7 protein-coding genes and 1 pseudogene are annotated in these 13,206 nt (G+C 40.1%); 5 read left to right on the top strand and 3 right to left on the bottom strand.

The annotated features are described in order from the left end of the window. Positions 1-367: 367 nt before the first annotated feature. The 3 genes and pseudogenes from ACU8V8_RS17315 to ACU8V8_RS17325 form a co-directional block, all read left to right on the top strand. A pseudogene (locus ACU8V8_RS17315) lies at positions 368-3,844 on the top strand (PKD domain-containing protein); the annotation flags it as partial. Positions 3,845-4,163: 319 nt separating this feature from the next. Continuing rightward, positions 4,164-4,778 carry a trimeric intracellular cation channel family protein gene (locus ACU8V8_RS17320; protein ID WP_446888326.1) on the top strand — a complete coding sequence of 205 codons (615 nt, stop codon included), beginning with the start codon at positions 4,164-4,166 and terminating at the stop codon, positions 4,776-4,778. A 33-nt stretch (positions 4,779-4,811) separates the two neighbouring features. Next, positions 4,812-6,323 carry a YifB family Mg chelatase-like AAA ATPase gene (locus ACU8V8_RS17325; RefSeq protein ID WP_446888327.1) on the top strand — a complete coding sequence of 504 codons (1,512 nt, stop codon included), beginning with the start codon at positions 4,812-4,814 and terminating at the stop codon, positions 6,321-6,323. Here ACU8V8_RS17325 and ACU8V8_RS17330 read toward each other — a convergent pair. Both ACU8V8_RS17330 and ACU8V8_RS17335 read right to left on the bottom strand, forming a co-directional pair. Continuing rightward, complete coding sequence (locus ACU8V8_RS17330) at positions 6,320-7,027, bottom strand: response regulator transcription factor (protein WP_446888328.1); 708 nt, start codon at positions 7,025-7,027, stop codon at positions 6,320-6,322. The two genes, ACU8V8_RS17325 and ACU8V8_RS17330, sit on opposite strands and share 4 nt — an antisense overlap. A 140-nt stretch (positions 7,028-7,167) precedes the next feature. After that, on the bottom strand, positions 7,168-9,663 hold the full coding sequence (locus ACU8V8_RS17335) for an alpha/beta hydrolase family protein (RefSeq protein ID WP_446888329.1): 2,496 nt from the start codon (positions 9,661-9,663) through the stop codon (positions 7,168-7,170). An 82-nt stretch (positions 9,664-9,745) separates the two neighbouring features. Between ACU8V8_RS17335 and ACU8V8_RS17340 the strand changes: the two genes are divergently transcribed. After that, entirely contained in the window at positions 9,746-10,813 is a 1,068-nt protein-coding gene (locus ACU8V8_RS17340) for a hemolysin family protein (RefSeq protein ID WP_446888330.1), read from the top strand. Here the strand turns inward: ACU8V8_RS17340 and ACU8V8_RS17345 are convergent. Continuing rightward, on the bottom strand, positions 10,810-12,027 hold the full coding sequence (locus ACU8V8_RS17345; protein ID WP_446888331.1) for an EAL domain-containing response regulator: 1,218 nt from the start codon (positions 12,025-12,027) through the stop codon (positions 10,810-10,812). The two genes, ACU8V8_RS17340 and ACU8V8_RS17345, sit on opposite strands and share 4 nt — an antisense overlap. A 144-nt stretch (positions 12,028-12,171) precedes the next feature. Between ACU8V8_RS17345 and ACU8V8_RS17350 the strand changes: the two genes are divergently transcribed. Next, positions 12,172-13,188, top strand: a complete 1,017-nt coding sequence (locus ACU8V8_RS17350) for a metalloprotease (RefSeq protein WP_446888332.1) — start codon at positions 12,172-12,174, stop codon at positions 13,186-13,188. Positions 13,189-13,206: the final 18 nt, after the last annotated feature.

Raw genomic sequence — 13,206 nt, forward strand, 5'->3', positions numbered from 1 at the left:
GCTAATCGGCGTTTAAATGCGCACATCTACCGATACACGAAATGGAATAAATTTATATGTTACATGGATGTCTGACTTCCTAGTTTTGGATTGCTTGGCTCAGCATTTTATGTATCGTTGAAAAGCTATTTCCTCGTTTATCAATACATCCACCTAATTTATCAAGCTCGCACTTTAGCTAATGTTGAGTAAATGCTTGATTTGAATTGTAGGTAAATAAGGATAATAAAATGAGTTCATCAAATAAAATGAAAAGTCTCGGGGCTTCAGCGCTACTAATTAGTTCCTTACATCTTGCCGGTTGTGGCGGTGGTGGTGATAGTGGGGGGAGGATAATTCAACACCACCAACGTCTAATAATAAACCTACAGTGAGTATTTCTGGTGATACACAAGTAACTGAAGGAAGTGATCTGGAAATTTCAGCTACCGCAAGCGATAGCGATGGCAGTATTGCTAGTTATTCATGGCAATATGTGTCAGGGCCAGAAATCACCTTGACAGGCAGTGACACTGCAAATATTAGTTTTACTGCTCCTGAACTTGAAGATGATGCACAACTGGTACTTGAAGTCACTGTAACCGATAACGAAGGGGCAACAGCATCAGCTCAAGTGACAATTGAATTAAAGCGTAAAGTACTAACAGTAACAATTACCGGTATCGTGACGGATAAGCCGATTGACTCACCGAATGTTGTAGTGATGATTGGTGATGAAGAATTTGCAATAGATGCTGATAGGAACGGTATATACAGCATTGATATAGAAGTTGATGACTCGTATGCCAATAAGCTCGTTAAGCTGGTTGCACTGGGCAACAACGCGTTTAATCCTGAAGTTGAATTTATTTCACAATTGCGTTCAGTGGCTACCTTACTATCGCAAGCTGGAGAAGATGGAAAACTGACAAAAGATGAAAATTTCGGCGTTAACATTACCAACGTAAGCACATCAGAGTTTGCTCTTATTAAGCGAGATCATGGTGAGGTAGAAGATGAACAGGCACTTGATAACGCATTACTAGCTGTTGATGCGGATGAAAAATTACGATTAGCCGCTTTAATTAAGATAGTTGTTGATAATGAAGCCTATGAATTGCCTGAAGGCGTTGAATCAACCTTAGAGTTAATTTCAAATGCCGACGATATAGATAATTTTGTTAATACCGTTAATAGCCAAGATCCTGATTTAATTGAAGCCACTAAGAATGAGATAAAAGAAGATAACGACCTCGTCGATGAGAGTATTGGTGAGATCAGTGGCCAATATGTAATGTTGGCACCTAAATATTATAATTATAATTCTTCGCAGGTTAATTTTAATAGTGATGGTTCTGGTTATTTTAGTACTTATAATTTAGATACATCGTTTACTTGGCAACAACAAGGTGGTGATATTGCAATTTCACTTACTGAGCCGGTAAAAGAGTCATGTAGCTTTGTATCAGACGACAGTGGTACCGAGCAAGAACAGTGTAACTATCTGGTCGCGATGAATATGACTGTTTTGTTAGAGAACGAAGCTAATCGCACAGTGGAGTTTTATGAGCAATACCAAACAATAGCTGAGTCATCCTCTGAGGTGGTAAATACCAACGAGAACTCTAGCAACCTAACTTTAATAGCGAAAGAAAAAACCTTAACAGTAAACGAGCAGCAACTGCTTGGCACTTGGTATGTAGACCGCATTTCTCGGTTTGATGGTTTTAGTGAGGCTGTTGCACTTAATTTGCAAAGTGGCGGTACAGGTACACTGGTTGATAATGATAAGACTCCAGTTGCGATCACTTGGACTATTCTTGGCAATCAGCTGCAAGTAACTAGCGAAGCTGAAGAGCTTAGCTTTAATTATGCATTTTGGTTGGTTAAAGATGTTGTCGCAGGTTATCAGTTTGTTGCATCTTTGAATGCTAAAGATGAAAGTGCAACACGTACAGCTTCTGGGTTAATGATTAAAGATAACTCTTTAACATTTGAACGCTCTGAATTATTAGGTAAATGGACTATTTACCAAGGTTATAACGTGCCGCAAATAGATCTTCATTATGATGTATATGAAGATGGCTTAATGAACTTTAATCTTGACCAAAACTACCGTTCTTGGCTAGTTGATAGTGAAGGTAAATTCATTCGTAATAACTATTTTACTGACTCAGGTGTTCAGCCTATCTGTGATCGTCCAGATAATAGCTGCCCTGTTTATAGTGAGTTTTCGCAACAACTGTTGGCTAAAAATAATGGCCTCTTCTACAGCTACCGTAAATACCGTTTCTTTAATTATGATGGTAGTGAGAGAGTTGAAAATTACTCGTCACATATCCGTGAATTCTCGGTTTCTGCTGACTATGGGGTCAATAAATTTGCGCCATATTGGTTAGAAAACAATTCAGGCTTCGATGAAAATGGTTACCCAACCAATGTTAATTACATCACACTTTATACGCCAAAGGAGCAAGCAGTAGAATCAATTACAATCGCGACAACGTATAATGAAGAGCTTGATAAAAATGAATATACGCTAACTCAGCAATATCAAGGTACGACAACTGAAAATAGCTACACCTTAGCTGCAGGGAAAATGCTGTTTGGGACGATGAAGGCTGAAATCAGTGGTTTTGATCGCGAATACCTAACCGTTTGTGTTTACGAGAATACGGCAACCTGTACAGCAGCGGATCAACAAAATTGGTATTTCGATTCAGCTAAAGCTCAAGAGCAAGTCGTGGTGGTTCGTCCAACGCCAGCACATCCACTTGATGGTGCATGGCAGCTGGCCCATGAACCAACGGTAGTCATTGTATTCTTAGATGGTAAATGGGTTCATATACAAACCAGAGGTAACGATGATGTTGACGATGCATTTTTAGGCTATGAAGTTGGTGATTTTTCGTGGGATGAAACAACAGGTCGAGTAACAGTAAGTGTAATTGAAGACACCAATGGTTCATGGGGGTTAAGTAGTGATATCGTCTCCCCTGGGACTGATAATATTCGTCATATTATCTATGCTAGTGTTCTAGCTGATGGCGATACTATAGCATTGGCAGTTGATGAATGCGCAGATGATTATACTGGTGATAAATGTGGTGAAGGTGATGCGGGTTATGAAAGATTCACATATGAAATGACGCGCATTTATGATCCTAGTAAGCCCCATGTGGGAGCTTATTTTGACGGCTCAATTACTAATAATGATTTCTTCTTGTCAGTATTGAAAAGTGATGGTTATATCTTTGAATTTGAACATACAAATGAGTCGGATCCAGCTATTGCTGCAGGAACTTATATTGTTGAAGGAGATCTAAGCGGTGACCCTGAAGTACTGAATGTTACGGTCGAAACATATATTAATGAATTGGAGGGAGATGAATACTATGACCCTTACTTTGTTATAAAAGCAGAAGGCAATAAGCTTATTTGGAAGGATGGCGATGACTTTGGCGTGATGCAGCGCGTGACAGATATTATGGTGCAGGAGAAGTTCACTGCGGCAGATGTTGTTGGTCTGCATAGGCTTAGACATGTTACTGAAGATGGTAGTGGTACTGTCGAAATTGCCATAGAAGTTAAAAGTGATGGCACAGCACAATTTGAAATCAACGGTGAAATACGCATTGCCACATGGTCTATTGATCTTGGGAACCTGAAGTTATATAGCGAAGCTTTCAGTCCTCTGGCTCCAACGCAAGACTCAACGTATGGTGTAATGATAACACCATACTCGAAACTTGAAAGTGGCTTCATAGTGTCAGCATTTGGCTTCGAAGCGCCAGATAATCACCCTATGCAAGAAGACCCTGAGTTACATATTAGTGTGATGGGAGAAATGATTAAACAACCGTAGTAATTATTTAATTTAGTAACAGGGTCGAAATGACCCTGTTACTAATTAATGAGTGATGTAAGAAGTTCTTATTTTTATCCTTACCATTAATCTTACTGAGCTAAGTAATTGTGAATTTTTAAGCTCTACGGATTTACTGTCTACCGAAGGTGCTTGTCTTAAAGCGTAAGAAGTATTTATTGAAGCTGGCAAAGCAAAGTTAAGCAGCACAAAGCGCTTTTAAATATAATTTATTGAGTGATTAGAAAAAGTGACTAATTCTTAAAAGTTGTTAAGGTTTATGATACAAAGTCCATATTCTCAACTTTTAGTTACAAATATGACTGAACTTTACCACTGGTTTGATTTAATTGGCGTAGCCGTGTTTGCTGTGTCGGGCACTTTAATTGCGTATGATAAAAAAATGGATGGCTTTGGGGTGGTAGTACTGGCAACCGTTACCGCTATTGGTGGAGGTACTCTTCGCGATTTAATTCTAGATGTGCCGGTATTTTGGTTACATGATCAAAGTTATTTTATCGCTATTTTAGCTGCTATTTTTGTTACCGCGCGACTAATCAATAAGCAAAAGTCTATTCCGTTATACCATTTACATGTTGCAGATGCGTTTGGTTTAGCATTTTTTGCAGTGATGGGGGCGCAAAAAGCATTATTAGCAGGCATGCCTGCTACGACAGCGATTATAATGGGAATAATCACTGGTTGTTTTGGTGGGATGATCCGCGATGTATTAGCTGGCAATATTCCGATGCTTTTAAAAGGCGAGCTGTACGCGATCACCTGCATTGCTGGTGGATTTGTGTATACGCAAAGCATCTCATTTAATGTAATGACAGAAGTTGCTATGGTTTTAGCAATGCTAACGACCTTATTTTTACGCTTAGCAGCCATGAAATGGCAACTAACACTACATATTTTCAAATATCCTGACTAGACTGTAATAAAAGTAACATTACAGGGACAAAGGATGTCGTTAGCTCGTATATATTCTCGCGCACAAATAGGGATTCAAGCCCCAGAAGTGATGGTTGAAGTTCACTTAGGTAATGGTTTGCCTGCTTTTCATATTGTTGGCCTGCCTGAAGCGTCAGTTAAAGAGGCAAAAGACCGAGTTCGTAGCGCATTAGAAAACTCTCAATTTGGTTTTCCAGATCAGAGAATTACCGTCAATTTAGCGCCAGCAGATTTACCTAAAGACGGTGGCCGATTCGATTTAGCAATAGCCGTGGGTATTTTAGTCGCATCAGGGCAAGTGGTGTGTAATGAGCTCGAGCGTTATGAATTTTACGGTGAGCTTGCGCTCAACGGTGAAGTGCGTGGCGTGAATGCTATTTTACCGTCGGTATTAGCTGCGAAAGAGCAAGGCCGGTGCTGTTTTTTACCCGCGGTCAATGATAGCTTAGCAAGTTTAGTTAACGGAGTTGCTCGCAAGGCTGTTTATTCAATTCAAGATGTATGGAATGATTTACTTAACCAGCAGCCACTGCCTTTAAACATTGAGTATGCGCAGCGCGTTAATAATACGCATTTTATCCATGATTTAAGTGATGTTAAGGGTCAGGCGGGGGCTAAAAGAGTATTAGAAATCGCAGCGGCTGGTGGCCATAATTTGCTATTTTTAGGGCCGCCAGGTACCGGTAAATCGATGCTCGCGCAGCGTATGCCTACTATAATGCCGAGTATGTCTGATGAAGAAGCTCTCTCAAGTGCCGCGCTCTATTCTATCATTGGCCAATCTATCGATTTAACAAATTGGCGTAAACGACCTTTTCGTAGTCCCCATCATACTTGCTCCGCCGTGGCTTTAGTTGGCGGCTCTTCTAACCCTAAACCCGGCGAAATATCGTTGGCGCACAATGGCGTGCTGTTTTTAGATGAACTCCCTGAATTTGAAAGAAAAGTGCTAGACTCTTTACGTGAGCCTATGGAAACCGGCACGGTAACTATTTCAAGGGCTGCACGACAAATGGAATTCCCAGCGCAATTTCAGCTTATAGCGGCCTTAAACCCAAGCCCCACCGGTTGTCATAATGATAAACGTGCGACGCCTGATCAGGTTATGCGTTATTTATCTCGGGTATCTGGGCCCTTTATTGATCGTATCGATTTGCAGATAGAGTTGCCTAGATTAAATAGCGCTCAGTTACAAAGCACTGAAGAGGAAGAAAGCAGTGCAACAGTGCGAGCCCGCGTAGAAGCTGCCTATAATTTACAGTTAAATCGGCAAGGCAAAGTGAATGCACGGCTTAATAATAAAGAGATGAGCGTGTATTGTGTACTGGCAGCAGCGGAGTTACAGTTTTTAGCCAAAGCCAGTGAGAAACTGTCGTTATCGCCACGCTCTTATCATCGAGTGATTAAAGTGGCGCGGACGATAAGTGACTTAAAAGGGCAGGAAAATATTACCTTAAGTGAGTTAAAGGAAGCGTTAAATTATCGGGCATTTGAACGTTTATTAGCACAGCTGAGCCAATATTAAATTGATAACATATAGCCTTTGCCACGTACAGTAACAATGCGCTTTTGGTCTTTTTCGTCACTTAACTTTTTACGTAAGCGGCCAATTAGCACATCAACCGTTCGGTCGTTTGGACTCCAATCCGGCTGGCCAATTTCTTCAGATATCTTCTCTCGGGAAGTGGCTTTACCGGCGTTACTGATCAAACAAATTAGCACTTTGTGTTCCGCTTCTGTGAGCCTAGACTCAATGCCATTAGCAGTGATTAAAGTACGGTTGTCTGGATGCAATTTGAAGTCTGCATATTCGATAAACTCTTCGCTTTCATCGCTACTGCTATTATTGCTTTTTAAGCGTTTATAAAGTGCTCGCATACGTAGCTCAAGCTCTAACAAATCTACGGGTTTACAAATATAATCATCAGCACCTTGCGCAAGGCCTGCAATTCTATCTGCTTGTGAGTCGCGGCTAGATAGCATGATCACACCAATGTTAGTGAGTGTATTCAGTTCTTTTGCTAGATGAAGACCGTCTCGTTCAGGTAAAACTATATCTACAACGGCTAATGAAATAGCATTGCTGGCGCTTTCACGGGATTTAACAATCTCAAGTGCTTGAGCACCCGTTGCATCGTTTTCAATGTGAAACTCGGTTTGAGCAAAGTGATTGATGATGCGTTTAACTAATAATTCGTCATCTTCAACCAGTAAAACGTGAATAGTCATAGTATCTTAATTACTTTCAATAATAACCCTATGTTAGCACTCATTAGTAAAAGGGGAGAGTGCAGAGTGGGGGTTTTTTATAGTTTTTTGCACAAAACAAAAGAAAGAAAATGGGTCATTTTCTTTCTTTTGGCGAAACGTTATTTTTCAGGGTATAAATATTGCCACCATTGCGGCTCTTGTTTTAAATGTTTGTCAAAGTAGGCGAGCATGGTGTTCCACCAATTGAAGCGCTTGTCACGAGCAAATATTTGATGATCTGCGCCTTTATATTCAATAAGGTCGACCTCTTTGCCAAGTAGCTTTAATGCTGTATACATATTATGGCTTTCGCCAACAGGTACGTTAGTATCTGAATCGCCGTGTAATAACAGTAAAGGTGTCGTTACTTTATCTGCATGAAACACCGGGCTACGTTGGCTATATAAATCGCTATTGTTCCAAGGGAAGCTATTTTTAGATGCTTCGCCTGAGTATAAATAGCCCCACCAACCTTGGCCCCAGTATGAGGTAATATTTGAAATCCCTGCATGTGCGATAGAGGCACTAAACATATCGGTTTTAGTTGCTAGCAGCATGGTCATAAAGCCACCATATGAGGCGCCTAAATTACCTAAACGGTTCTTATCAATAAATGAGTAGTGAGCAAGTAAAGCTTGAGTACCTTGCATAATATCGTCGGCGGTGTGTTCGCCCCACGCATTGACATGCTTAGCAGAGAACTCTTGGCCAAAGCCAGTCGCCCCTGTGGGCTGCACAACGTAAACAATGTAACCATTTTCTGCCCATAAGTTAAACGGATAACGACCAGTAAAACCACGCGATACCGGTGATGTACCACCATAATAATAAATCAAAGCTGGGTGCTTCTTAGATTTATCTAAATTGGTTGGCAGATACACGCGGCCTTTAATTTCTACACCTTGTTGATTAGTAAAGTTAAACTCTTCAAGTGTTGGGGTTTTAGTTGCAGCGTAGTTTAGTGGTTTAGAATCCCATACGGTACTGGCTCTATTTTTGTTTATGTTTAAACGCTTCAACTGTTGTGGTGTTGATGCCGTGGTTCCACTATATAAAATAGCCGGCGAACGATTTTTTGAAACGCTAAATTGCTCAACTACATCAAGTTTGGTTTTAAGCTTTTTAAAGTGATTTTTACTTATATCAAAAAGGTAAAGCTGTTGCGTATCCTGTTCAGTGACTTTAAGTACGACATCGCCATTACCAAGTACGTCTATTTGCCCAATCGCAGGGTCAAATTCTTTACTTAATGCTTCAGCTTGCTTGCCTTGCTGGGTCAATAAATACAGCTGACCGTCGTAGTTATTTGCTAACATATCAGTTGGAATATTTCGGCCAAGTCCTTGCTTAAAGTCTGGCCCTGCGACAACGTATATCCCCTTTTGGGTATACTTTGCTTGGTTAAATGTTTTAAATTGGCCTAAAACAGTATGTTGTGCTGATTTGATATCTGTTTCTAATAACTCGGTTAGCGGATGAGTCGCGGCTTCCATTAAGTGAGCGCTGCGGCTAAGCAGTACAGTGCCTTGCTCGCTATTATAATCTTCAATGCTATGGCTGAGTGGCCCTTCACTAAGTGCTTTACTCAAACCTGAGCTAATATCCATCAAGTATACTTGCGAAGTTGTACGAGCATATGACCAACGATCTTGTAAGCCACGATAATGCTTTGTGAGACCCGTGTCAGCTTCAGGGTATTTTGACCAAGTAAAAAGTAGGCTTGTATTGGTATAAAATTCAAAGCCGCTCGCACCTTTAAGGTTATTCGCAATTACATCTAATGCGAGCGTGTGGCGATTAAGCTTCTTCAATTGGCCATCGATTAAATAAACAATATAATCATTATCAGGGCTCCAAATCACATTACTAGGTTGGCCTGATTCAAAGCGATAAACGACTTTATCATCTTGATTTTTAAGCTCGGTCACTATTTGTGCTTGGTTAGTGGTTTTATCACTGTAATGGCGTGTGCTGGTAATGTAATGTTCGCCATCGGGTGACAGTGAAAGCATGCTGATGGTTGGTGCATCAAATAACTGCTTCGCAGATAAGCTACTACTTGGCTGTTGGCTAATAGTAATGTTGTCAAACTCTGATTTTGGGCTAAATTCAATATCAACGTTATGCCAGTTAGCTACTTGTTCAGCGATGATAACAACTTGATGTTCGCCAGTCGTAAAAGCCAGTTCATAGCTGTGGTCATTAGCACTTTGTAGTTGACCATTGAGAAAAACCTTAGCTTGCTCTATACCAATAAGTTTTAGCGTGCCTTGGCTGAAACGATTACTTTTAACAGTAAATTTTAGTCCTTGTATACCTGCCAAAGTTAGTGCGTTTATATCACTTAGCGTTTGCCATTTATATTGCTTACCAAATACGGAAATGCTTTTACTGTCTGCTTGTAAGTTGGGTAGCAAGTTATCGATAATCGCATCATGGTGCTGCGTTTGGTAGGGCTTTAGCTGCATTTGTTCGCCTAGCGGGCCAATAAACGCAATATTACTCTTATCAAGAGAAGAGGCTAGCGCTGAGTTTGCAGTAGCACACAATGCTAATAAGCTAAGTGTTTTTGCAATGTACCGGGGGTATGATTTTGCAAATAAAGTGAAAGTCATAATTAAGCCTGTGAACGATAATTTGGCTAAATATAGCATGTATTGTTAGGATGCTCATTAGTCCAGCTATGAGGGGAATTTAATGACGTTATTAATTGTTTACATGCTAGCAGCCATAGTCATATCCTTTCTATGCTCGATAATGGAAGCGGTGTTACTAAGCATTACGCCAAGCTATATTGCTTTATTGCGAAAGCAAAAGCCAAAGCTTGCGAAACGTGTTGAAGCGTTAAAACAGAATATTGACCAGCCATTAGCGGCAATTTTAACTTTAAATACCATAGCGCATACTGCCGGCGCTGCTGGAGTTGGTGCACAGGCCGCAGTGGTTTTTTCAGATGCCGCCGTGGGAATTGCTTCCGCAATAATGACTCTATTGGTATTAGTTCTTTCTGAAATAATTCCAAAAACTTTGGGAGCTAATCATTGGCGGGCATTAACCCCAATAGTCGCAAAGGGGCTAATTTATTTAGTGGTGGTATTAAAACCTTTTGTTTGGTTTGCTGATAAGTTAACTAATTTACTGGGTAGAAATTACGATGAGGCATTTTATATTCGTCAAGAAATAGAAGCGATGGCAGATATTGGCTCAGAATCAGGTGCTCTGCATCAAGAGGAATCTGAAATAATTCGTAGCTTGTTGCATTTTCGCCATGCCAAGCTTGAGTCAATAATGACCCCGCGTACCGTGTTATTTAAGGTACATAAGGACATTACCGTTAATCAGTATTTAGCAGAGCATGGCTCATCTTCATTTTCACGTGTGCTTGTTTATGATAAAAACGGTGATGATATTATCGGCTTTGTACATAAAAACGACATTATGTTGGCTTACCACCGGATTGGGGAAGAATATAAGATAAGTAAGCTCGTCAAACCTATCTATACTGTGCCAGAAACACTTTACGTTCCTACCTTATTTCATACTTTATTAGCCGAACGTACGCATATATGCCTAGTCATTGATGAGTATGGCGAAGTGCAAGGCATTGCTACACTCGAAGACATGATAGAAGCGCTGATGGGTTTAGATATAATCGACGAACATGATCAATCAGCTAATATGCAAATGGTTGCCAAACAACGTTGGCGCCAGCGCTTAGCTGCGTCTGACAAGCTGCTAAGTGACGACGATGAAAATAAGGATTAGCGCTGGCTACGACTCGATTTATTAGTCATTTGCAGCCATGATTTTGCCCAGCGAGTAAAGTCTTGTTTCGCTTTTGGTCCGCATATTAAAAAACCTTGCATCAAAATAAATTCTTTAAAACGATCGAGATACTCAAGTTCTTCAATGCGTTCTATGCCCTCAGCAACAATCACAATATCTCTTTGAATTGCAATATTAACTAAACTACTGGTAATGACTTGAGAAAATTGGTCTGTGTCTATGTGGCTGATTAAAGTACGATCAATTTTAACTTCTGTAAAAGGTAAGGTTTTTAGCTGGTTAACATTAGTAAAACCGATACCAAAATCATCTAAAGAAATATCAAAACCGCGTATTCGTAAGCGGTTTAATGTTTCTAATTGCGCATTACTACATAGTGCATGTTGCTCGGTTATTTCTAAAATAATTTCATTGGGTGTTAAATTATTAAGCTGTAAGATGAGCGCTAATTTATCAGGGCAGCTTAAATCCTCTAACTGGCAAGGAGATAGGTTAAATGCCAGTTTAAACATGTAACCTAGGCTATTTTTTAGCTCGCTAAAATCCGCTGTTGCTTTTTCAAATAACTGAAAAGTAATAAGGTTTATTAGATCTAATTCTTCAGCAACACAAATAAAACGCTCAGGTAAAATGATATCACCTTTTTCTGTCATAATTCGTGCAAGTACTTCAACACTTTGTACTTTATTGGTGTGACGATTTACTTTTGGTTGATAGTAAGGAGTTACCTTATTATAACTAATTGCATGAAGTAATTGTGATTCAGTGATTGGCTCAATTGGTTTTTCAATATGATAGGCTAAATGCTCCAGCTTTTTAAGTAAGGTGTGAACCTGGCCAAGCTGCACTGGTTTTGCGATATTACCAATTAGATGAGTATTACTTTTTTTAGCCAAGTCAGCGGCTAAATCTATGACTTTAATGTCCATTTCAGAAATAATAACAATCGCGCCTGTGTATTTTATATCACCTAGGAGGCGAATAAGCTCCATGCCATCCATTTCTGGCATATTTAGGTCAGTAAATACAGCATCATATAAAAAAGGGGATTGTTTGACTTTATCAAGCGCTTCTTGAGCGCTTAGGCAGGTAGTAACTTGGGGTACTTCAAGTTCATTTAAAATTGCCTCCATAACAATCAAAATCGCTTTGGAGTCATCAACCACCATTATGTTACGCGCTAGTTTTGTCATCTTCATTCCTTGAATAAAAACTCATCAATTATTTAAAAGTAGTAGGTTTAAATAGAAAAGTCAGCAATAGGGCTAAAATAAATTCACTCATATTTATTCGTAAAATAGGTATAATGGCCGCAATGTTATTAAGATTAAGATACGATGATCCAAATACAACTTACTCTTGCTGAGCAATCTTTTAATTTAGTGCTAGCTGAGCAAAAGATTGTGCAAATATTCCAACAGCAACAAGCGATTGGTTTTGATAATCCCAGAGATAACTACTTTGAATTTGAGCTCGACGATAAAGTGATAGGTCTGGACACCTCGTTAGTCAATGAGCAAAGCTTAATGTTGTATGTGAATGATCAATTAGTACAAGAGTTGAATATTCCACCGATTGAAAAAACTAAACCTAAGCAAGGCTTATTGGGTATTTTTGCTTTGGGTTTCAAACTGTTTAAAAGTGCAAAGGTAGTTAAAGTCGCCTTAGCGGGCGCTTCAGTTGCCGGTTATGCGTGGCTGTTCACCTTTGAATTTGCCTTGATGCTGATTGCTTGTTTAGTGATCCACGAATACGGGCACGTACGCGCCATGCAGTATTTTGGTATTAAAACTAAAGGTATTTACTTAATCCCCTTTGTTGGCGGCTTAGCGGTGAGCGACGACAAGATTACCACCCGTTGGCAGGATGTGGTGATCTCATTAATGGGACCCGCGTTTGGTCTGATCACTTCAGTACTTGGCGTGGTGCTTTATTACGTCACTGAGATGGAGGTTTTCGCAGGTGTCGCGGTGCTCAGTGCCTTACTTAACTTATTTAACTTATTGCCCATTTTACCGCTTGATGGTGGTCATGTATTAAAAAGCATAAGCTTTTCAATGCGTTCATGGGTTGGCTTGAGTGTGTGCTTACTCGGTGTTCTATTTGGTTTATGGATAAGCTATACGTTTGGCTTAATGCTACTGGTGTTCTTTCTGTTTATCGGTGCACTGGAAATTGTCTTTGAATGGCGCGGCCGTCATTTTTCACACCTTGTGCCGCTGGATAAATACGGCCAAGGTTTTTCAGCGGTGATGTACGCATTGGTGGTGGCTGGCCATGTGGTGGTGATGATGCACTTTGCTGATTCTGAAAGCGCGATATTAAGCCTACCAGTGAAGATACTTTCGAGTTGATTTATAGCGCAGGCGTAA

The sequence above is a fragment of the Pseudoalteromonas sp. SaAl2 genome, assembly GCF_052947895.1.

What these genes read in the sequence shown, in the direction of transcription:
- ACU8V8_RS17320 (WP_446888326.1), top strand. Translation starts at nt 4,164, where the DNA reads ATGACTGAACTTTACCACTGGTTTGATTTAATTGGCGTAGCCGTGTTT.
- ACU8V8_RS17325 (WP_446888327.1), top strand. Translation starts at nt 4,812, where the DNA reads ATGTCGTTAGCTCGTATATATTCTCGCGCACAAATAGGGATTCAAGCC.
- ACU8V8_RS17330 (WP_446888328.1), bottom strand. Translation starts at nt 7,027, where the DNA reads ATGACTATTCACGTTTTACTGGTTGAAGATGACGAATTATTAGTTAAA.
- ACU8V8_RS17335 (WP_446888329.1), bottom strand. Translation starts at nt 9,663, where the DNA reads ATGACTTTCACTTTATTTGCAAAATCATACCCCCGGTACATTGCAAAA.
- ACU8V8_RS17340 (WP_446888330.1), top strand. Translation starts at nt 9,746, where the DNA reads ATGACGTTATTAATTGTTTACATGCTAGCAGCCATAGTCATATCCTTT.
- ACU8V8_RS17345 (WP_446888331.1), bottom strand. Translation starts at nt 12,027, where the DNA reads ATGACAAAACTAGCGCGTAACATAATGGTGGTTGATGACTCCAAAGCG.
- ACU8V8_RS17350 (WP_446888332.1), top strand. Translation starts at nt 12,172, where the DNA reads ATGATCCAAATACAACTTACTCTTGCTGAGCAATCTTTTAATTTAGTG.